Annotated in this window: 17 protein-coding genes; 13 read left to right on the top strand and 4 right to left on the bottom strand. The window is 64.1% G+C overall.

Annotated elements, in window-relative coordinates:
* Positions 1-44 precede the first annotated feature (44 nt).
* Positions 45-1,364: an erythromycin esterase family protein gene (locus tag F0A17_RS06480; RefSeq protein ID WP_149327545.1), complete on the top strand. Its 1,320-nt coding sequence runs from the start codon at positions 45-47 to the stop codon at positions 1,362-1,364.
* Here F0A17_RS06480 and cmoB read toward each other — a convergent pair.
* Both cmoB and cmoA read right to left on the bottom strand, forming a co-directional pair.
* Entirely contained in the window at positions 1,361-2,353 is a 993-nt protein-coding gene (gene cmoB / locus F0A17_RS06475) for a tRNA 5-methoxyuridine(34)/uridine 5-oxyacetic acid(34) synthase CmoB (protein WP_149327544.1), read from the bottom strand. The two genes, F0A17_RS06480 and cmoB, sit on opposite strands and share 4 nt — an antisense overlap.
* 1 nt (position 2,354) lies before the next feature.
* The gene (gene cmoA / locus F0A17_RS06470) at positions 2,355-3,098 is read right to left on the bottom strand and encodes a carboxy-S-adenosyl-L-methionine synthase CmoA (protein WP_149327543.1); all 744 of its coding nucleotides are present in this window, start codon (positions 3,096-3,098) and stop codon (positions 2,355-2,357) included.
* Positions 3,099-3,322: 224 nt separating this feature from the next.
* Here cmoA and pgi point away from each other — a divergent pair, with 224 nt between their 5' ends.
* The 6 genes from pgi to F0A17_RS06440 all read left to right on the top strand — a co-directional run bounded on the left by pgi (position 3,323) and on the right by F0A17_RS06440 (position 11,650).
* On the top strand, positions 3,323-5,002 hold the full coding sequence (gene pgi / locus F0A17_RS06465; RefSeq protein ID WP_149327542.1) for a glucose-6-phosphate isomerase: 1,680 nt from the start codon (positions 3,323-3,325) through the stop codon (positions 5,000-5,002).
* Positions 5,003-5,041: 39 nt separating this feature from the next.
* The gene (locus tag F0A17_RS06460) at positions 5,042-5,662 is read left to right on the top strand and encodes a YqiA/YcfP family alpha/beta fold hydrolase (protein ID WP_149327541.1); all 621 of its coding nucleotides are present in this window, start codon (positions 5,042-5,044) and stop codon (positions 5,660-5,662) included.
* A 100-nt stretch (positions 5,663-5,762) separates the two neighbouring features.
* Positions 5,763-7,643, top strand: a complete 1,881-nt coding sequence (parE, locus tag F0A17_RS06455) for a DNA topoisomerase IV subunit B (RefSeq protein ID WP_149327540.1) — start codon at positions 5,763-5,765, stop codon at positions 7,641-7,643.
* Between the two features lie 228 nt (positions 7,644-7,871).
* Complete coding sequence (parC, locus tag F0A17_RS06450) at positions 7,872-10,124, top strand: DNA topoisomerase IV subunit A (protein ID WP_149327539.1); 2,253 nt, start codon at positions 7,872-7,874, stop codon at positions 10,122-10,124.
* Complete coding sequence (gene serB, locus F0A17_RS06445; RefSeq protein ID WP_149327538.1) at positions 10,121-11,341, top strand: phosphoserine phosphatase SerB; 1,221 nt, start codon at positions 10,121-10,123, stop codon at positions 11,339-11,341. The genes parC and serB overlap by 4 nt, the downstream gene beginning before the upstream one ends.
* A 51-nt stretch (positions 11,342-11,392) precedes the next feature.
* Positions 11,393-11,650, top strand: a complete 258-nt coding sequence (locus F0A17_RS06440; protein WP_149327537.1) for a TIGR02647 family protein — start codon at positions 11,393-11,395, stop codon at positions 11,648-11,650.
* 79 nt (positions 11,651-11,729) lie between these two features.
* On the opposite strand, the gene F0A17_RS06435 is transcribed toward F0A17_RS06440, so the two are convergent.
* Positions 11,730-12,584 (bottom strand): SDR family oxidoreductase, encoded by an 855-nt coding sequence (locus F0A17_RS06435; protein WP_149327536.1) that lies wholly within the window; start codon positions 12,582-12,584, stop codon positions 11,730-11,732.
* Between the two features lie 240 nt (positions 12,585-12,824).
* On the opposite strand from F0A17_RS06435, the gene F0A17_RS06430 reads away from it, so the two are divergent.
* The 5 genes from F0A17_RS06430 to F0A17_RS06410 all read left to right on the top strand — a co-directional run bounded on the left by F0A17_RS06430 (position 12,825) and on the right by F0A17_RS06410 (position 18,317).
* Positions 12,825-13,658 carry an ion transporter gene (locus tag F0A17_RS06430; protein WP_149327535.1) on the top strand — a complete coding sequence of 278 codons (834 nt, stop codon included), beginning with the start codon at positions 12,825-12,827 and terminating at the stop codon, positions 13,656-13,658.
* 83 nt (positions 13,659-13,741) lie between these two features.
* Positions 13,742-14,779 carry a M4 family metallopeptidase gene (locus tag F0A17_RS06425; RefSeq protein ID WP_149327534.1) on the top strand — a complete coding sequence of 346 codons (1,038 nt, stop codon included), beginning with the start codon at positions 13,742-13,744 and terminating at the stop codon, positions 14,777-14,779.
* The gene (locus F0A17_RS06420) at positions 14,776-15,108 is read left to right on the top strand and encodes a protealysin inhibitor emfourin (protein WP_149327533.1); all 333 of its coding nucleotides are present in this window, start codon (positions 14,776-14,778) and stop codon (positions 15,106-15,108) included. The genes F0A17_RS06425 and F0A17_RS06420 overlap by 4 nt, the downstream gene beginning before the upstream one ends.
* A gap of 350 nt (positions 15,109-15,458) precedes the next feature.
* Complete coding sequence (gene leuA / locus F0A17_RS06415) at positions 15,459-17,165, top strand: 2-isopropylmalate synthase (RefSeq protein ID WP_149327532.1); 1,707 nt, start codon at positions 15,459-15,461, stop codon at positions 17,163-17,165.
* A 27-nt stretch (positions 17,166-17,192) separates the two neighbouring features.
* Positions 17,193-18,317 (top strand): hypothetical protein, encoded by a 1,125-nt coding sequence (locus tag F0A17_RS06410; protein WP_323849406.1) that lies wholly within the window; start codon positions 17,193-17,195, stop codon positions 18,315-18,317.
* 46 nt (positions 18,318-18,363) lie between these two features.
* On the opposite strand, the gene epmB is transcribed toward F0A17_RS06410, so the two are convergent.
* A complete protein-coding gene (gene epmB / locus F0A17_RS06405; protein ID WP_149327531.1) occupies positions 18,364-19,410 on the bottom strand; it encodes an EF-P beta-lysylation protein EpmB in 1,047 nt (348 codons plus the stop codon).
* A gap of 102 nt (positions 19,411-19,512) precedes the next feature.
* Between epmB and efp the strand changes: the two genes are divergently transcribed.
* On the top strand, positions 19,513-20,079 hold the full coding sequence (efp, locus tag F0A17_RS06400; protein WP_149327530.1) for an elongation factor P: 567 nt from the start codon (positions 19,513-19,515) through the stop codon (positions 20,077-20,079).
* Positions 20,080-20,269 lie beyond the last annotated feature (190 nt).

Below are 20,269 nucleotides of genomic sequence, written 5' to 3'. Positions count from 1 at the left end.
AAAGTTCTGGGTGTAGTCACAGGCCTTCATGGAGGAGGTGCGATATGACGACTCCCCGGGATTACATTCGCGACAATGCCACGTCGCTCGCCGGTCGCAGTATCGATTACGATGGCCTGCTGGAGCAGGTGGGGGAGCGCTCACTGGTGCTGCTCGGCGAGGCGTCCCACGGCACCGCCGAGTTCTACCGCATGCGCGCCGAGATCACCCGGCGCCTGATCCGCGAGAAGGGCTTCGAGGCGGTCATCGTGGAGGCCGACTGGCCCGATGCGCTACGGCTAAATCGCTATGCGCGCGGCGAAGGCGACGATTCATTGAAAACGGCTTTCGACGACTTCCAGCGTTTTCCCCAGTGGATGTGGCGCAACACCGAGGTGCGTGACTTCATCGGCTGGCTCAAGGAGCACAATGCGAACCTGCCTGCCGAGCATCAGGTTGGCTTCCATGGCCTGGATCTCTACAGCCTGCACCGCTCGGCGGAGGCGGTGATCGAGTATCTCGAGGGCATCGACCCCGAACAGGCGCGGCTTGCCCGCGAGGGTTACAGCTGCCTCGACCATGGCGGCGACCCGGTCCGCTACGGGCACGATGCCGCTTTCGGTCTGAGCCGCATCTGCGAGGAGGCCGCCGTGCGTCTGCTCGCTGATTTGCTCGAGAAGTCGACCGGTTACCTGCATGAAGATGGCCGTCGCTCGCAGGATGAACAATTCTTCGCCGAGCAGAATGCGCGCGTGGTGGTCAATGCCGAGCGCTACTATCGCGCCATGTTCGGCTCGCGAGTGGATACCTGGAATCTGCGCGACGAGCACATGACCGACATCATCGCCGAGCTGCGCGAACACCTGCGTCGCCAGGGCGGTCAGGGCAAGATGGTGGTGTGGGCGCATAACTCGCACTTGGGCGATGCCGCCTTCACCGACATGGGGTGGCATCGCGGGCAGCACAACGTCGGCCAACTGGTGCGCCATCGTTTCGGTGCCGATCAGGCGTTGCTGGTGGGCTTTACCACGCATACCGGCTTCGTCTCGGCCGCCCGCGACTGGGATGGCCCGGTGGAGCATCGCAGGGTCAGGCCATCCATGGACGGCAGCATCGAGCGGCTGTTTCATGACAGCGGCATCGGCGATTTCTATCTGCCGCTCGGTGAGCGTGCCGCGCCGCTGCATGAGCCGCTGTGGGAGCGTGCCATCGGTGTGATCTACCGCCCCGAGTCGGAACGCATCAGCCATTACTTCCAGGCATCGATGGCCCGGCAGTTCGATGCCGTTTTCCATGTCGATGAGACCCGCGCCGTGGAGCCGTTCGACAAGGGCGAACTGTGGCGGCCGGAGGAGGTGCCCGACACCTATCCCTTTGGCATCTAGGTGGGGCGTTCAGCCATTATCACGGCCCGGCGCGGCGCGGGATACCCTTCCCGGGTGCGCGTCGGGTCGCTTGGATCAAGAAAATCGGCCAGCGATTGGAAGGTCATCCATTCGGTCGAGCGCTGTTCATCCAGTGAGGTATGCGCTTCATCCACCACGCGCACGTTATCGAAACCACAGCGTTCGAGCCACTGACACAGCGCCTTGGACGAGGGCAGGAAATAGACGTTGGGCATGGCGGCGTAGCGCTCGCCGGGCAGCAGCACGGTAGCTTCGTCGCCTTCCACCACCAGCGTTTCCAGCACCAGTTCGCCGCCAGGGCGCAGGGCATCCTTCAACTGCAGCAGATGCTCCAGCGGCGAAGGCCGGTGGTAGAGCACGCCCATGGAGAACACCGTATCGAAGAAGGCGAGCCGTTCCGGCACATCCTCGATGCCGACCGGCAGGAAATGGGTGCGCCAGCCATCGGCATCGCCGATGAAATGGCGCAGCGCCTGGAACTGGTAGTAAAAGCGCGGCGAGGGATCGATCACCAGCACGAAGGCGGCCCCCTCGCCGGCCATGCGCCAGCCGTGGTAGCCACTGCCGCCGCCCACGTCGAGCACCCGCCGGCCCGTCAGCGGGGCCAGATGCGGAGCGACCCGCTGCCACTTCCAGTCGGAGCGCCATTCGGTATCGATGTGGATACCGGCGAGACGGTAGGGACCCTTGCGCCACGGCATCAGCTTGCGCAGCAGATTCTCGCACTGGCGGCGCTGGCTGTCGTCGAGCTGGCAATCGACCGTTACGGTACCGGCATCCAGTTGCACGTCGCGTGCCTTGGGCAGGGCAGGCAGCTTGATCACCGCCTTCTCCCAGGCGGGCAGGTCGCCGTAGCGCTTGCGGTCGAGCCCGCGGGTCAGTTGTGCCGGCAAACGGGCCAGCCAGCTGTCCAGCCCCTGATCGACGAAGGCGCGATAGAGTGGGCGTTGCTCGACGGGAATCGCCACGTCAGGCCTCCTTGAATGCGATCAGCGAGGCAAAGTTCAGGTACTGGAACCAAGTCAGCGAGCGCGTGAATCCGGCGCGGGCGAGCCGTGCATGGTGCGCCTCGAGGGTATCCGGTACCAGCACGTTCTCCAACGCGGTGCGCTTCTGGCTGATCTCGAGCTCGCTATAGCCGTTGGCTCGCTTGAAGTCATGGTAGCGCTCCACCCGCCAGGCGTTATCGCGTTCGTCGGGGTCGACCACCTTCTCCGAGAGCACCAGAACACCGCCTGGCTCCAGTGCGGCATGGAGGCGGGCCAGCAGGGCTTCGCGGTCCTCCGGCGGCAGGAATTGCAACGTAAAATTGAGGATCACCATGCCCGACGGCACATAGTCCAGGGTGCGGATATCCCCTTCGATGACTTCGATGGCATGCTGCGGACATTCCGCGGCAAGGGTTTCACGAGCGCGGCCAACCATGGCCGGCGATATGTCCACCGCGGTGAGGCGGAAGGCGTCCTCGGGGAGTTGGCCGGCGAGGGCCAAGCTGGCGGCCCCCAGCGAACACCCCAAGTCATAGACATGGGCGCCATGGCGCAGGTGACGGGCGGCAATCAGCCCCAGCATGCCGAGAATCTGGCCGTAGCCCGGTACGGAGCGGCGGATCATGTCGGGGAAGCAGGCCACCACCCGCTCGTCGAAGGAGAAGCGCGCCACCTTGTCCAGGGGTGTGGTGAAGATCGCGTCGCGATAAGATGCGTCACTCATGAATAGGACCGGTTGCATGGGGGCAGGCCCGCATTCTACGCCGGCTGGCCCATGGCTGCACGACTAAGCCCCGGCCGGGAGCCACGCTATGGCGATGACAAACGTTAAATGTAGATTTACAGGCGGCAACAAGGCTAGCCTGTGAGGCGATGGAAAGCCCGCCCGGTGCCGTAGGGTCGGCGCCGAAGTGATCGCTTTGCGAAACGATGTCAAGGAGGATTGCCATGAACCAAGCCACCATCGACCGATCGGCCGCCTGGACGCGGTTGGCGGAGCATGCCGAGGAGATGCGCCGCCGTCACTTGCGCGAGCTGTTCACGGACGCTTCGCGAGGCGAGGTCTTTACGCGCCAGGCGGCGGGACTGACGCTCGATCTGTCGAAGCAGCGCTGGAATGGCCAGACGCTGGAGCTGCTGTTGTCATTGGCCCGCGAGGCAGGCGTGCCGGAAGGCATCCGGGCGCTGCTGAGTGGAGAGCATGTCAACGTCAGCGAGGATCGCCCGGCGTTGCATACCGCGCTGCGACTACCGCCGGAGGCTTCGCTGGTGGTTGACGGTGAGGATGTGGTACCCGGTGTTCATGAGACCTTGGATCGCATGGCCACCATGGTCGAGCGCTTCCACACCCGTCAGTGGCGCGGCGCCACCGGCAGGCCGATTCACGACGTGGTCAACCTGGGGGTCGGGGGTTCCGACCTTGGCCCGCTGATGGTGACCCACGCCCTGGCCGACTGCCGTCCTCGCGATGCCCACCATGTCGACGTGCATTTCGCCTCCACCATGGACGGCTCCCAGCTTGTCGACTACCTCGCCCGTTTCAATCCCGAGACCACGTTGTTCGTCATTTCATCGAAGTCGTTCACCACCATCGATACGTTGTCGAACGCCCGTACCGCTCGGGACTGGCTGTTGGCGCGGCTGGTGGAGGACGGCATCCAAGGCGTCGACGAAGAGATGGTGATGCGACAGCACTTCATCGGCGTGTCCGCCAAGCCCGACAAGATGAGCGAATGGGGCATCGCCGAATCCAACCAGCTGTTGTTCTGGGAGTGGGTTGGCGGTCGCTATTCGTTGTGGGGCGGGATTGGCCTGCCCATCGCGCTGGTCATCGGCATGGCGCACTTCCGCGACCTGCTGGCCGGCGCCCACGCCATGGATCGCCACTTCGAGCAGGCGGCACTGGGTGACAACCTGCCGGTATTGCTGGCGCTGGCAGGCATCTGGAATGTCAATTTCCTCGACATTCGCGCCCACTCGATCCTGCCTTACGATGGGCGCCTGGAGTACTTCGCCGCCTACCTCGAGCAGCTCGAGATGGAATCCAACGGCAAGTCGGCGACCCACGATGGGCATCAGGTGAGCTATTCGACTTGTCCGGTGCTGTGGGGGCAGCTCGGCCCCAACGCCCAGCACGCCTTCTACCAGCTCCTGCATCAAGGAACGCAGCCGGTCGTGTGCGACTTCATCGCTCCGCTGAGGCGCTACGACGACGTAGAAGACGCGGCGACCCGGGATCATCTCAAGGCCCAGCATCGGCTGACCCTGGCCAACTGCTTCGCTCAGTCGCGCCTGCTGATGCTCGGTGACGATGCCATCGACGAGCCTGGTGAGCGGCCGGGCCACAAGCGCTACCGGGGCAACCAGCCCACCACTACGCTGCTGCTCGACCGCCTGACGCCTGCGACACTGGGGGCGCTGATCGCGCTCTACGAACATAAGGTGTTCGTCCAGGCCACCATCTGGGGCATCAACTCCTTCGATCAGTGGGGCGTGGAACTGGGCAAGCAGATCGCCGGCGAAACCGAGCGCATCCTGGCCGAACATCGTGGCCACGAGGCCATGGATGCCTCCACCCGGGCATTGATCGAGGCGGTATGGAGAATGGAAAAAGAGAGCGATCGTTGATGCAAGAGAAGCGCTGGTAATGTATACAGTGACCTGGGTATGCTGACCGCGCCACTGTCAGCGCGGCAAACCAGCGGGGTACTCTACCTGCATGGTTTCAATAGCGGCTACGGTTCGCCCAAGTCGGCGTTGATGCGTGATGCCTGCAAGACGCTGGCACTGCCCTGCGAGACGCCCCAACTGCCACACCGGCCGCTGGCGGCCCTGCGGCTGGCGGAATCGCTGCTGGCGAAGCTGGGCCCCCGTCCCTTGCTGGTCGGCAGTTCAATGGGCGGCTTCCTGGCGACTTGCCTGGCCGAGCGCCACGACCTTCCGGCGGCCTTGATCAACCCGGCGGTGCGGCCGGTGCGGCTGGTCTCCGAGTGGATCGGCGAGGCATTCGTCAACGAGCACACCGGCGAACGCTTCACCGTCGAGACGGCTCACCGCGAGGAGCTGGATGCCCTGACGCCGCAGGTCGTGGTTCCCGAGCGCTATCTGCTGCTGCTGGGCTCCGCCGATGAAACCCTGGACCCGGCCGACGCTTTCGCGCTCTATCGTGGCGCCAGGACCGTCATTCATCCGGGTGGCGATCATGTCTTCAGCCCGCTGGCGAGCTATTTGTCTGCGGTCTTCGCCCATGGTGGGCATCGTCTGATGGCGGGGCCATCGGTGCAGTGACTGCCCAGCCTGGCGGAAGCAGGACTGGGGAATGACCGCAGGGAAGAGGCAAGCGAATCGCGGGAAGCGCCACTGAATCTGTAACGGTTACGGAACACGCATGACACAATACAGCGCCAGCTCGATCGAAGTCCTCTCCGGCCTTGACCCGGTGCGCAAGCGCCCCGGCATGTATACCGACACTACCCGCCCCAATCACCTGGCCCAGGAAGTCATCGACAACAGCGTCGACGAAGCGCTGGCGGGCCATGCACGAGAGGTCACCGTGCGCCTGCTTTCGGACGGCGGCATCGAGGTCGCCGACGACGGTCGCGGCATGCCGATCGATATTCATCCCGAGCACGGGGTTTCCGGCATCGAGCTGATCCTCACCCGGCTTCATGCCGGGGGCAAGTTTTCTCAGTCCAGCTACCGCTTTTCCGGTGGTCTGCATGGCGTCGGGGTATCGGTGGTCAACGCCCTGTCGCGGCGCCTCGAGGTCGAGGTGTCGCGCGACGGTGCCCGCCACGCGATGGCCTTCGAACACGGCGACAAGGTATCCGAGCTCGCCGTGACCGGCAGCGTGGCCAAGCGTACCACCGGCACCTTGGTGCGCTTCTGGCCCGATGAGTCCTACTTCGACAGCCCCAGGCTGGCCATGGGCCGGCTCAAGCACTTGCTGCGGGCCAAGGCGGTGCTCTGCCCGGGACTCAAAGTCACTCTGGTGGAAGCCGACGGTGCCGAAAGCGTCTGGCAGTACGAGGACGGCCTGCGCGACTACCTGGCCCAGGCCACCGACGGTTTCGAGGTGCTGCCCGCCTCACCGTTGGTGGGGCATTTCGCCGATGACGAGCAGGCCGTGGATTGGGCGGTGCAGTGGCTTCCCGAAGGCGGCGAAACGGTGATGGAGAGTTATGTCAACCTGATTCCTACCCCCCAGGGCGGTACCCACGTCAACGGCTTGCGCTCGGGCCTGCTCGAGGCGCTGCGCGAATTCTGCGAATACCGCAGTCTGTTGCCGCGGGGCGTCAAGCTGACCCCTGAAGACCTGTGGGAGCGTGTCGCCTACGTGCTCTCGGTGAAGATGCTCGACCCGCAATTCGCCGGCCAGACCAAGGAGCGTCTCTCCTCGCGCACCGTGGCGGCCTTCGTCTCTAGCGTGGTGAAGGACGCCTTCTCGCTGTGGCTCAATCATCACGTCGACCAGGCCGAAGCGCTGGCCGATCTGGTGATCAGCGCTGCCCAGCGGCGTCAGAAGAGTGCCAAGAAAGTGGCGCGCAAGAAGGTCACCGCCGGCCCCGCACTGCCCGGTAAGCTGGCCGACTGCTCCGGCCAGGATCCGGCCCAGAGCGAGCTGTTCCTGGTGGAGGGCGACTCCGCCGGTGGCAGCGCCAAGCAGGCGCGCAACCGCGAGACCCAGGCGATCCTGCCGCTGCGCGGCAAGATCCTCAACACTTGGGAGGTCGACAGCCACGACATCTACGGTTCCCAGGAGGTCCACGACATCGCCGTGGCAGTGGGCATGGACCCGGGCAGCGACGACCTCTCCAAGCTGCGCTACCACAAGATCTGCATCCTCGCCGATGCCGACTCCGACGGCTTGCACATCGCCACGCTGCTGTGCGCGCTGTTCGTACGCCACTTCCCGACCCTGGTGGACGCCGGCCACGTCTACGTCGCCATGCCGCCGCTCTACCGCATCGACCTCGGCAAGGAGGTGCACTACGCCCTGGACGAGAGCGAGAAGGCGGCGATCCTGCGCCGCCTCGAGGGCAAGCGCGGCACGCCCAATGTGCAGCGCTTCAAGGGCCTCGGCGAGATGAGCCCACTGCAGCTGCGCGAGACCACCATGGCGCCGGAGACCCGCCGCCTGGTGCAGCTCACCCGGGAGGTTGGCGACGGTACCATGGAGATGATGGACATGCTGCTGGCCAAGAAGCGCGCGTCGGACCGCAAGAGCTGGCTCGAAGATTACGGCAACCTGGCGGATATCGAAGTCTGAATGAATGAGCCTTTCTGCGCTCGGCCAGGCGGTGTTAGCCGCTGCGCGCCAAATGCTCATTTACAAGATGTAAACTCCGCTTTGTCGCGCAGCGGCTGCCTACCCTGGCCTTCGCTCGAAGCGGCTCCGCAGTGTACGGGGAAGACGGAGTAGGGCTTATCGGCGTCTGCCGCCGGGATAGCCGCGGCGGGAACGAGAGACATTGAACCCTGACCAAGGGCATATCGTATGACCATGGATATCCAGGTGGCGGAGGGCGACGTCGAGCGCCTCTCGCTGCGCGAATACACCGAGAAGGCGTACCTCGACTACTCGATGTACGTCATCCTCGACCGGGCGCTGCCCCACATCGGCGACGGCATGAAGCCGGTGCAGCGGCGTATCGTCTACGCCATGCGCGAACTGGCGCTGAACGCCAGCGCCAAGTACAAGAAATCGGCGCGCACCGTCGGCGACGTGCTGGGCAAGTTCCACCCCCACGGTGATAGCGCCTGCTATGAGGCGATGGTGCTGATGGCCCAGCCGTTCAGCTATCGCTATCCGCTGGTCGACGGCCAAGGCAACTGGGGCAGCCCCGACGATCCCAAGTCGTTCGCGGCGATGCGCTATACCGAGGCGAGGCTCTCCAAGTTCGCCGAGGTGCTGCTCGCCGAGCTGGGCCAGGGCACCGTCGACTGGACACCCAACTTCGACGGCACCATGAACGAGCCGGTGGTGCTGCCGGCGCGCCTGCCTCACGTGCTGCTCAACGGCGGCACCGGCATCGCCGTGGGCATGGCCACCGACATTCCGCCGCACAACGTGCACGAAGTGGTCGAGGCCACCTGCCACCTGCTGCGCCATCCCGAGGCCACCACCGCCGATCTGGTCGAACATCTGCCGGCACCGGACTTCCCCACCGCGGCGGAGATTATTACCTCTCGTGACGACCTGCGAAAACTCTACGAGAGCGGCCGCGGCTCGGTGAAGCTGCGTGCCCGCTACACCATGGAGGAGGGCAAGGTGGTGGTCACCGCGCTGCCCTATCAGGTCAGCGGGGCCAAGGTGCTGGAGCAGATCGCTGCCCAGATGCAGGCCAAGAAGCTGCCGATGGTGGACGATTTGCGCGACGAGTCGACCCACGAAGAGCCGACCCGGTTGGTGATCGAGCCGCGTTCCAATCGCGTCGACATCGAGGCGATGATGGCGCATCTATTTGCCACCACCGACCTCGAGAAGAACATCCGCGTCAACCTCAACCTGATCGGTCTCGACGGTCGTCCGCGGGTGATGCCGCTGCCGGACCTGTTGGGCGAATGGCTCACCTTCCGCCGCAAGACCGTGCGCCGGCGCCTGGAGCATCGTCTGGGAAAGGTCGAGGATCGCCTGCATATCCTCGAAGGCCTGCTCGTCGCCTACCTCAACATCGACGAGGTGATCCGCATCATTCGCGAGGAGGACGAGCCCAAGAGCGCGCTGATGGCGGCCTTCGGCCTCTCCGATCGCCAGGCCGAGGCGATTCTGGAGCTACGCCTGCGTCACCTGGCCAAGCTCGAGGAGATGAAAATCCGCGGGGAGCAGGACGCGCTCGAGGCCGAGCGCAAGCGCCTCAAGGAACTGCTCGGCAGCGAGGCCAAGCTCACCGACCTGATCGAAGAGGAACTGCGCGAGGCGGCCCGCGAGCACGGCGACGAGCGTCGTTCGCCGATCGTCGAGCGCAAGGAGGCCAAGGCGCTCTCCGAGGTCGAGCTGGTCGGCGCCGACCCCATCACCGTGGTGCTCTCCGAGAAGGGCTGGATCCGCGCCGCCAAGGGGCATGACATCGACCCGGAAGGGCTCTCCTACAAGTCCGGCGATCGTTTCGCACTGGCTGCCCGAGGCAAGACCAATCAGCCGCTGGTGTTGCTCGACGATACCGGACGCGCCTATACGCTGACCGCCCATAACCTGCCCAGCGCACGTAGCCAGGGCGAGCCGGTCACCGGGCGGGCCAATGTGGTGGCCGGCGCTCATATGGCGGGGCTGATGCTGGCGCCGCCGGATTCGCGCTATCTGCTCGCCAGTGACGGCGGGTATGGTTTCGTTGCGCGTCTCGAGGAGCTGATCGGCAAGAACAAGTCGGGCAAGGCGGTCCTTTCGGTACCCAAGGGCTGCCGGGTGATGGCACCGGCCCGGGTGCCGGAGGGCGAAGATCCATGGGTGGCAGCCGTTTCCAACGAAGGGCGTCTGCTGGTCTTCCCGCTGGAACAACTGCCGGAGATGGCCAAGGGCAAGGGTAACAAGATGATCGATATTCCCGGTACCCGGGCGGCCCGGCGCGAGGAGCTGATGCGCGATTTCGTCGTGCTGCCTGCCGGAGCATCGTTGGTTATTCATGCCGGCAAGCGTCACCTTACCCTCAAGGATGCCGATCTGGATTATTATCGCGGTGAACGCGGCCGCCGAGGCAGCAAGCTGCCCCGCGGCCTGCAAAAGGTCGATCGGCTGGAGAGTGGGGAATGACACGTCGACTGCTGATTCGCGCCACCGGCGCGGCACGTCCCGGCCAACTGGCCGGCCTGGGTCAGGCCATGGCGCGTAGCGGCGCACGGCTGCTCGATATCAACCAGAGCGTGACCTTCGGCATGGTGTCGCTCGAGGCCCTGGTCGGGCTCGACCGCGACAGCGACCTGGAAGGCGCGCTGGCCGAGGCCGGCGGCAGTCTGGGGCTCGACGTGCAGGCCATCCAGGTCGGCGCCGAGGACTACCAGCGCTGGAGCGCGCAGGCCAGCCAGCCGCGGCTGATCCTGACTCTGCTGGCACCACACCTGCCGGCCGGTATTCTGGCCGAGGTGGGAGCGCTTACTGCCGAGCATGGCCTGACCGTGGAACTGATCCACCGCTTGTCGGGGCGCGAGCCGCTGGACGGCGGGGCGCCCCCTTTCGGTTCCTGCGTGGAATGCTGGTTGCGCGGTGACGATATCGACCTTGACCGTCTGCGCGAGAAGGCCTTGGCCCTGGGTGCCATGCATGGTGTCGATATCGCGATTCAGGAGGATTCGATCTGGCGCCGCCATCGTCGTCTGGTCTGCTTCGACATGGATTCGACCTTGATCCAGGCCGAAGTGATCGACGAGCTAGCGCGGCGGCACGGGGTCTACGAGGAGGTGGCGGCCGTCACCGAGCGGGCCATGCGCGGCGAACTCGATTTCCAGCAGAGCTTTCGCGAACGCATGGCAAAACTCAAAGGCCTTGACGAATCCGTGCTCGTCGCGATCGCCGATGAGCTGCCACTGATGGATGGCCTCGAACGCTTGATGAAGCATCTCAAGCGACTGGGTTATCGTACCGTCATCCTTTCCGGAGGATTCACCTATTTCGCCCGCCACCTGCAAGAGAAGCTCGGTTTCGACGAGATCCACGCCAATGAGCTGGTGATCGAGAACGGCAAGGTGACCGGCGAGGTACACGAGCCGATTCTCGATGCCGGCCGCAAGGCCGATCTGCTGCGCGAGATCGCCGCACGGGAAGGGCTGGCCATGGAGCAGACCATCGCCGTGGGCGACGGGGCCAACGATCTCAAGATGCTTGCTACCGCCGGGCTGGGTATCGCCTTTCGTGCCAAACCGCTGGTACGCAGCCAGGCACGGCAATCGATCTCGACGCTGGGCATCGATGCGGTGCTTTACCTCATGGGCTATCGCGAAGGCGACCTCGAAGACGAAGGTCGCGCTGGTTGAGAAAGGTGAACTGGCTTACCTTCGAAGGACGCCATCGTATCGGAGGTCGCCATGTCCCAAGCGCAATTTACCGCTGACTTGCTCGAAGAGCTGAACGTGCTCTGCCTGTTCAACCTCGATACCAATCAGGAGGGCATCAAGGTGCACTCCAACGCCTCGCCGGGGGCGATCGCCGCCACGGCGCGCCTGCATGCCAAGGGACTCGTGACCCAGGCGGACGGCGGCTACATGACCGCGCTGGGGCGCGAGGCTGCCCACCATGCCCAGGAATTGCTGGGGCTGCTCGCCCCGGTGCCGTTGACCACCTGAGCCGTTATCGCTCTCCAGCGCAGACCGCCGCCGCTCGCTTCACGGGCGTGTAGCGAGCGGCGCGTCGCCGTTGGCGCCATCAGGTGTTAAGCACTACGCCGCCATTCAGGTGCAATGTCTGGCCGCTCATGTAGGAAGACTCCTCGCAGGCCAGGTAGACGTAGGCCGGGCCCATTTCGGAGGGTTGGCCGGCACGGTCCATCGGCACCTGACCGCCGAAGGATTCCACCTTCTCGGCGGGAAAGCTCGCCGGGATCAGTGGTGTCCACACCGGCCCCGGTGCCACGGCATTGATTCGTATTCCCTTTTCGGCCAGCGGTTTGGCCAGTGACCGCACCAGTCCCTGGATCGCCCCTTTAGTGGCGGTATAGTCAATCAGCGAAGGGTTGCCCTTGAAGGCGTTGATCGATGACGTGCAAATGAAGGTGTCGCCTTCACTCATGTGGGGCAGGGCCGCTTTGGTCAGGTAGAAGTGACTGAAGACATTGGTCTGGAAGGTGCGCTGCAACTGGTCCGGGGGGATGTCGGTGATGTCGTCCCAGGCATGCTGTTCGGCCGAATTATGCACCACGATGTTGAGCTTGCCGAACTCCGCCAAGGTCTTGTCGACGATCTCGTCGCAGAACGACGGATCGCCCACGTCTCCCTTGAGAATCAGGCAACGCCGACCCTCAGCCTCGACCAGGGATTGCGTTTCACGGGCATCGGTATCCTCCTCCAGGTGGACGATAGTGCAGTCGGCCCCCTCCCGAGCGTAATGCACCGCGACCGCGCGGCCGATGCCGCTGTCGCCGCCGGTAATGATCGCCACCTTGTCCTTCAGCTTGTCGACACCTCGGTAGCTGGAGCGAATATACTCCGGCTTGGGGTCCATCTTGTACTCGGCGCCGGGCTGGTGGGCTTGTTCCTGAGGCGGCTGCTTCCGTTCGCTCATGGCAGGACTCCTTTTCCTGTGGCGAGTGATGACTTGAAAGTTAGGCAGCACCCGACAGACAGGACAAGGTGGGGAGCGTTAATAAAGGTTTCGCTGCCGTAACGTCAGGTGAGGCGTCTGTCCTCACTGGGTATGCCCCCTCGTTTCGCACGCGTGCTACTATCACGCCGCCCAGGCGTCTATGAGGCTCAGGACCCCGGCGGGTTCGTCTTATTGTATAGAGTGCTTTCGAGAGTACCCATGAGTGCGACTTTTGAGACTTGGCGCGACCGCTTTGAGCGGCTGCGTGCACACAAGGGCTTCGAGCTGACGGTGATTGCTATCATCATCGTCTCGGCCCTGCTGATCGGCGCCAAGACCTACGAGGAGGAGATCAGCCCTTTCCAGGAGTGGCTGTTACTGCTCGACACGGCGGTGACTATCTTCTTTCTGATAGAGATACTGATCCGGATGGCGGCGGAGCAACGCCTGCGCGATTTCTTCAAGCGCGGCTGGAACGTCTTCGACTTTCTCATCGTCACCGCCAGCCTGATTCCCCTGGACGACTCGGAGATGGTGCTGCTGGCACGGCTGCTGCGCATCTTCCGCGTGCTGCGCCTGGTATCGATGATTCCCGAGCTGCGCATGCTGATCGCGGCGTTATTCAAGTCGATCCCTCGGATGGGCTACGTGGCACTGCTGATGTTCATCATCTTCTATATCTACGGCGCCATCGGCAGTTTCCTGTTCGCTAACGTCGACGAGAAGCTGTGGGGCAACATCTCGCTGGCCATGTTGACGCTGTTTCAGGTCGCCACCTTCGAGAGCTGGGCCACCGCCGTGCTCTATCCGACCATGGAACACTACCCCTACGCCTGGATCTACTTCCTCACTTTCATCTTTCTCAATGCGTTTATCTTTCTCAATATGATGATCGGCATCGTACTCGACGTGATGCAGAAGGAGAGCATCCAGGCGCAGCTGGATAGCGGGGAGGGAGAGGCCGCCGAATTGCATGGCCTGCGTCAGGACGTGCGCCAGCTGCGCGACCAGTTGACCCGCATGGAGGCGCTGCTGGAGAGACGGGGCGATTGAGGGAACCTTCCGCTGCGAGACGAGCCTGACGGAATAACAGCCGGACTCGACGGGCGGGTCCGTTGAATCGAAGGGAGACGAAGATGACCTGCGTTGCCGGCCCCCAGACTTTTCTGCCCCCCTACCTGCTCGAACGCATCGCCGGCTCCGCCTCGCCTCGGCTGCGCGAAAGCGCGCGTCGGACGCTGTATGAAGACACCCACTTTCGGGCACGTGCCGCAGTGTCGACGCTACCGCCGGGCAGTACCGTGCGCGGCCGGCCGGCTCGCTACGTGCACGATGCGCAGCAGTTGCGCACCTTGCCGGGCGAACTGGTTCGGGCCGAGGGCAGTGCGGATAGCGGCGATCCGGCTGTCGACGAGGCTTACCATGGACTGGGCGATACCTATCGCCTCTTCTGGGAAGTGTTCCAACGCCACTCTCTCGATGATCGTGGCATGGCGCTAGTGGCCACGGTGCATTATGGCGAGAACTATGAGAACGCTTTCTGGGACGGTCGACAGATGGTCTTCGGCGACGGCGACGGCGAGCTGTTCAACCGCTTCACCATCGCCGTGGACGTCATTGCCCATGAGCTCTCCCATGGGGTGATCGCGTACGAAGGAGCGCTTGTCTACTCCCACCAGTCCGGTGCGTTGAACGAGTCGCTGGCGGATGTGTTCGGCAGCCTGGCCAAGCAGTACCGCGACCGTCAACGCGCGGCGGAGGCCGACTGGTTGATCGGTGCAGGACTTTTTACCGATCGCGTCAAAGGACGTGCGCTGCGCTCCATGGCAGAGCCTGGCAATGCTTACGACGATCCACTGCTTGGTCGTGATCCGCAGCCGGGTCATATGGACGATTTCGTCGAGACGCAGGACGACCATGGCGGTGTCCATATCAATTCGGGGATTCCCAACCGCGCCTATCAGCTTGCCGCCGTGGCGCTGGGCGGGTATGCCTGGGAGAGCGTAGGGCCGATCTGGTACGACACCCTGATCGACTCTCGACTGGCCAGTGATTGTGAATTCGTTCCTTTCGCCGAGCTGACCCTTGATAACGCCGTGCGGCGCTTCGGATCGTCGAGCCGGCAGGCCGAGGCGGTACGCGAGGCGTGGCGAGGGGTAGGGGTTCTTCCATGAGCGGCGTGTCGCATCCTCCCAGGCTGACCTCGGCCAGCGTGCTGCGGCTCAAGCGTGAAGGCGGTCTGGCGCATTTTCCGGGATTGGCGCGTCCGCGTCGTCTCGACTGCTCCCGTTTCAGCGAAGCGCAGCGCGCCGAGCTGCAGCGGTTGCTGGAGCTTACCGTCGAGAGCTGCCGCGGCGACGCGGAGCCTGAGGGGGCCGACTGGCGGCGGTTGCAACTGAGCGTAGAGGATGACAGCGGTCGCGAAATATGGCAGCTACGCGCGATCGAGGAGGCGGTTCCCATGGCTCTGCTGGAGTGGTGGCGTCGCGCCGAGTCGGAGTAGCGTGCGGTCGTTTGCTTGACAGGGACGCCCCAAGCTGATTTTCTTGTGACCATGAAGACATCGTTTCGTCACTTCGACCTAGACCTACGACTACTAGCCGGCCTTTGAGCGTGCCGGTCGATACCTTCGTGTGTCGCGTTTTTCGTCCAGGTCAGTTGTTGAGGTGCCGAAATGTCTTCCTTCCCTATTACCGCCCATCGTGATTGCCGTGCCTGCCCGACCATAGCCGATCGAGTGGTTCATCTCACGATGTACCAGAACGCCCCGGTATGCTTCATGCAGCCGGGGCGTCGTCGTTTCTGAACGCCACCTGTCCGAACCAGAGCCACCAGACCAGGGAGACCGCCCCCATGATGCTCGACAACCCCGCCGCCAAGTACCGCCCCTTCGTTGCCGTCGATCTGCCCGACCGCCAGTGGCCGAATCGCCGCATCGAGTCGCCGCCGCAGTGGTGCAGTGTCGACCTGCGCGACGGCAACCAGGCGCTGATCGACCCCATGGACCAGGAGCGCAAGCAGCGCTTCTTCGATCTGCTGGTGAAGATCGGTTTCAAGGAGATCGAGGTCGGCTTTCCCTCGGCGTCGCAGACCGACTTCGACTTCGTGCGCGCGCTGATCGAGCAGAACAAGGTGCCGGACGACGTTACCATCCAGGTGCTGACCCAGGCGCGACCGCACCTGATCGAGCGCACCTTCGAAGCGCTGAAAGGCGTGAAGAACGCCATCGTTCACGTCTACAACGCCACTGATCCGGTGTTTCGCCGCGTGGTGTTCAATGTCAGCAAGGAGGAGTGCATCGGCATCGCCGTGGACGCCACTGCCCAGATTCGCGAGCTGATGGAGGCGGCGCCGGAAACCCACTGGACCTTCCAGTACTCGCCGGAACTCTTCACCACCACCGAGATGGACTTCGCCAAGGAGGTGGTCGAGGCGGTGATGGAAGCCTACGGCGCCACGACCGAGAAACCGATGATCGTCAACCTGCCGGCTACGGTGGAGGCGGCCACGCCCAACAACTACGCCGACCAGGTCGAGTGGTTCTGTCGCAACGTGAAGCATCGCGATCGTCTGATCGTCAGCGTGCATCCCCACAACGACCGCGGCACTGGCGTGGCGGCAGCCGAGCTCACCGTGATGGCCGGCGCCGACCGTGTCGAGGGCACTCTGTTCGGTAACGGCGAGCGTACCGGCAACGTCGACATCGTCACCCTCGCCATGAATCTCTACACCCAGGGCGTGCATCCGGGGCTCGACTTCTCCAACATCACGCCGATCATGCGTGAGGTGGAGTACTGTAACCAGCTGCCGGTACACCCGCGTCATCCCTACGTCGGCGATCTGGTCTTCACCGCCTTTTCCGGCTCCCACCAGGATGCGATCAAGAAGGGCATGGCCGAGCGTCGCGCCCATCCGGACGCCATGTGGGAAGTTCCTTACCTGCCCATCGATCCGCTGGACGTGGGGCGTAGCTACGAGGCGGTGATTCGTGTCAACAGCCAGTCGGGCAAGGGCGGGGTCTCCTATCTGCTCGAACAGGAGCACGGCATCGAGCTGCCGCGCCGGCTCTCGATCGAGTTCAGCCAGGTGGTGCAGGAGGTGGCCGACCGTACCGGCAAGGAGATCACCTCGCAAATGATTTACCAGGCCTTCGCCGACGAGTACCTGACGCGCACCTCACCCTATGCCATGATCAATCATCGTCTCTCCTCCGACCCCGACAGCCCCAAGGTGAGCCTGGAGGCCGCGATCGAGGAGCGTGGCGAACGACGCACGATACACGGTGAAGGCAACGGACCTCTGGCGGCCTTCATCAAGGCCCTGGCATCGGCCGGCCACGACGTGGAAATCATCGATTATCACGAGCACTCCCGCGGCCAGGGCGCCGATGCCGAGGCGATCGCCTACGTGGAGGTACGTATCGATGGCAAGGCGGTATTCGGCGTGGGTACCGACGAGAGCATTACCAGCGCCTCGATGAAGGCGGTGATGAGCGCCATCAACCGCCACGTCTCCACCCAGCCGGTGGCGGCCAATGTAACTGCCGAAAGTTTGGGATAAGCACGCTGGTGGTGGGGAGGAGGGGCGATGATGCGGCCTTGGAGGGCAATGGTGCTGGTCGCCGTGCTGGTTGCCGGCGTCGTATCCGCAGCGGCGTCTCACGAGCCATACGAGGCCAGGCTAGTGCGCTTGGAGGCACAACGCACGCTGCCCGAGCTGGCACCGATGCTGCGCGAGGAGCCGCCAGAGATCAGTGCGCTGTTTCTCGGCTTCGCCTCGGATCAGGCGCTGTGGATGAGCGCTTCCCTGTCGATGATACGCCACGGCGACATCGCGCGGAGCACGTTGCTCGATTATGGCTTGTCTCCGGCGTTCCAGAAGGTACTGGTGCGCTACGGGGCGGATGCGGTACTGCCAGTGAGCTACTTCCGCGATCATGATGTTGCCACTCTGCGAGCACGGCACTGGCTTGGCGAACGTTACCGGCAAGCCAGTGGTTGGTGGGACGATGAGGCGGACGCAGAACCTGAAATAGTGGAATTGACGCCTTATCGACGCGGCCAGATGGGCATTGCGCTGCTGGAGACGCATGGGTACGGGCTGCTCAACCAGTTCGTGGTCAGTAACGAGGGGCGCGTGGAGTGGCTGCAGGGCGAGCGCCTGGTGGCGGGAGTGGGGGATTTCTTCACTCGGGGTCTACGCGACCTCGAGGGCCAGTGGCGCCGCGGTGAAACAATTGACGCAAGCGACCTGGGCTGGGCGGGTCTCGATCTGCTGGTGATGGCCAGTACCGTCAAAGTGCTTAAGGCCGGGCGGGCGACGCGTGGTGCGCGAGTGGGCAGTCTCGAGGCTCAAGGTGCTCGGTCAGGAATGCGGCAGGGCGTGGTCGCCGGCGGCGGAGGCTTCGCCGCGCTGCCGCGCATGGCCAAGGTGGCTGCGGTGGCTGGCACTGCTTATGTGCTGGTTCGCCACCCTAGCTTGATCAGTGCGCTCGGTGCCACGCTCGCGGAGTGGCTCGGCTGGCCTACCTGGTTGGGCCAGTTCCTTCTATGGCTGATCGTGTTGTTGCCGGTGCTTGTCTTCGTCCGTCTTGTCCATCGCTGGTTGCTCGCCCCGCTGCTGTGGCTGCTGATGCCGCTGGTGCGGGCGTGCCTCGGCTTGGCCGGCCGTCGGCTGGCCAGGCGCGCGCATGACACGGCGGTGGCGCGCTGACGTACGCTTGAAACGAGCGGCCACATGGAGCGAGCGCGACATATGGCTATAGCGGCGTCTTGCTCGCTTCGCCCGGGATCTCCCGCACCAGGCGCGGCAGCAAGAAGCCCGGCAGCACCTCTCTGAGACCCGCGACCAGTTCGCGGGCCTCTTCGTCGGGTACGTCGTAGTGAGCCGCGCCCGCCACCGGGTCGAGCACATGCAGGTAGTAGGGCAGCACGCCGGACTCGAACAGCCGCTCGGAGAGTTGAGCCAACGCCTCCACCGAATCGTTGATGCCGCGCAGCAGCACGCTTTGGTTGAGCAGCGTCACCCCTGCACCCTTTAGCCGTTCACAGGCCTTGACCACCGCTTGGTCGATCTCCTGAGTGTGGTTGATGTGCAATACCATCACCTTCTGCAACCGCGTGGCACCAAGCCAGCCGAGCAGGGCGTCGTCGACCCGGTCGGGGATCACCACCGGCAAACGGGTATGCAGGCGCAGGCGCTTGAGATGGGGTATCGCCTCGAGGCGCTCGACGAGCCAGGCGAGCTGGCGGTCGCTGGCGGCCAGCGGGTCGCCACCGGAGAGGATCGCCTCGTGGATCGAGGTGTCCTGCCTCAGCGTGTCGAGGGAGCGCTCCCACTGGGCCCGCGAGGGGCTGTTGTCACCATAGGGGAAGTGGCGACGGAAGCAGTAACGGCAGTTCACTGCGCAGGCGGGGCTCGCAATCAACAGCACGCGGCCGGCGTACTTGTGGATCAGTCCCGGCCCCGGCGTATGCTCGGCCTCGGCCAAGGGGTCGGTGACGTACCCGGGGACGCTCTCCCCCTCGGCCGACAACGGCAGCACCTGGCGCAGCAGCGGATCATGCGGATCGCCGTCGTGCATGCGGGCCAGGAAGGCCTCGGGCACCCGCACCTCGAACAGGGCATGACCCGCCTCGGCGCCGGGCAGCCACGAATCATCCAGGCCAAGGCGTCGGCACAGCTCACGCGGGTCGCGGATCGCCTGCGACAGCTGGGTCTGCCAGGCGCTCGGCAGCGACAAAGGCGTCACGTCAGCGCTTGGCGATTCCGGTCTCTGCAAAAGGGCGGAGCTTCGGGTTATCATGCGGCACACCAGTCACAAAGGGGCGAGGGCTCGACTCCTCGTCGATTCGGTTTCTTGCGCGCCGGAGCCTGCTGCGGCGCGCCCGATCATTCGAGAGGCAACATGGCTAGTTATTCTACCAACGAATTCAAGGGCGGTCTGAAGGTGATGCTGGACGGTGATCCCTGCGCGATCGTCGAGAACGAATTCGTCAAGCCGGGCAAGGGCCAGGCATTCAACCGAGTGAAGCTGCGCAACCTGATCACCGGTCGCGTGTGGGAGCGTACCTTCAAGTCGGGCGAATCCCTGGAGGGCGCCGACGTGGTAGACCTCGAGATGGAGTACCTCTACACCGACGGCGACATGTGGCACTTCATGAAGACCGACGGCTCCTTCGAGCAGTACGCGGTGGAGAAGAAGGCGCTGGGCGATACCATCAAGTGGCTCAAGGAGCAGGTGGTCTACACCGTGACCCTGTGGAACGACAACGCCATCAGCGTGACGCCACCCAACTTCATCGAGCTGGAAGTGGTCGAGACCGACCCGGGCCTCAAGGGCGACACCGCCCAGGGCGGTTCCAAGCCGGCCACGCTCTCTTCCGGCGCCGTGGTGCGGGTGCCGCTGTTCATCAACCAGGGGGAAGTGCTGAAAGTCGATACGCGCTCCGGCGAATATGTCTCCCGCGCTTGAGGTGCGGCCCTTCCTGCGCTCGCTCATACGTCGTTGAATCCCGAGTCGGCTTGCTCATTTAGCGCTGCTAAACTCCGCTGCCTTACTCGGGATTCGCCTAGCGACCCACAAGGATGTGGAAAGTGCGAAGGGCCCGTCGGGAACGGGCCTAGCCCTGAGTATCGCGCGGAGAGGGCGCTAGGACGGTCGG

It is taken from the genome of Billgrantia pellis, assembly GCF_008297955.1.
In the GTDB taxonomy this organism is placed as follows: Bacteria; Pseudomonadota; Gammaproteobacteria; order Pseudomonadales; family Halomonadaceae; genus Halomonas; species Halomonas pellis.
This window is presented reverse-complemented; position numbering and strand designations above follow the sequence as displayed.

What these genes read in the sequence shown, in the direction of transcription:
- F0A17_RS06410 (WP_323849406.1), top strand. Translation starts at nt 17,193, where the DNA reads ATGATGCGGCCTTGGAGGGCAATGGTGCTGGTCGCCGTGCTGGTTGCC.
- F0A17_RS06420 (WP_149327533.1), top strand. Translation starts at nt 14,776, where the DNA reads ATGAGCGGCGTGTCGCATCCTCCCAGGCTGACCTCGGCCAGCGTGCTG.
- leuA (WP_149327532.1), top strand. Translation starts at nt 15,459, where the DNA reads ATGATGCTCGACAACCCCGCCGCCAAGTACCGCCCCTTCGTTGCCGTC.
- F0A17_RS06460 (WP_149327541.1), top strand. Translation starts at nt 5,042, where the DNA reads ATGCTGACCGCGCCACTGTCAGCGCGGCAAACCAGCGGGGTACTCTAC.
- F0A17_RS06425 (WP_149327534.1), top strand. Translation starts at nt 13,742, where the DNA reads ATGACCTGCGTTGCCGGCCCCCAGACTTTTCTGCCCCCCTACCTGCTC.
- efp (WP_149327530.1), top strand. Translation starts at nt 19,513, where the DNA reads ATGGCTAGTTATTCTACCAACGAATTCAAGGGCGGTCTGAAGGTGATG.
- pgi (WP_149327542.1), top strand. Translation starts at nt 3,323, where the DNA reads ATGAACCAAGCCACCATCGACCGATCGGCCGCCTGGACGCGGTTGGCG.
- F0A17_RS06430 (WP_149327535.1), top strand. Translation starts at nt 12,825, where the DNA reads ATGAGTGCGACTTTTGAGACTTGGCGCGACCGCTTTGAGCGGCTGCGT.
- F0A17_RS06480 (WP_149327545.1), top strand. Translation starts at nt 45, where the DNA reads ATGACGACTCCCCGGGATTACATTCGCGACAATGCCACGTCGCTCGCC.
- F0A17_RS06440 (WP_149327537.1), top strand. Translation starts at nt 11,393, where the DNA reads ATGTCCCAAGCGCAATTTACCGCTGACTTGCTCGAAGAGCTGAACGTG.
- parE (WP_149327540.1), top strand. Translation starts at nt 5,763, where the DNA reads ATGACACAATACAGCGCCAGCTCGATCGAAGTCCTCTCCGGCCTTGAC.
- parC (WP_149327539.1), top strand. Translation starts at nt 7,872, where the DNA reads ATGACCATGGATATCCAGGTGGCGGAGGGCGACGTCGAGCGCCTCTCG.
- serB (WP_149327538.1), top strand. Translation starts at nt 10,121, where the DNA reads ATGACACGTCGACTGCTGATTCGCGCCACCGGCGCGGCACGTCCCGGC.
- epmB (WP_149327531.1), bottom strand. Translation starts at nt 19,410, where the DNA reads ATGATAACCCGAAGCTCCGCCCTTTTGCAGAGACCGGAATCGCCAAGC.
- cmoA (WP_149327543.1), bottom strand. Translation starts at nt 3,098, where the DNA reads ATGAGTGACGCATCTTATCGCGACGCGATCTTCACCACACCCCTGGAC.
- F0A17_RS06435 (WP_149327536.1), bottom strand. Translation starts at nt 12,584, where the DNA reads ATGAGCGAACGGAAGCAGCCGCCTCAGGAACAAGCCCACCAGCCCGGC.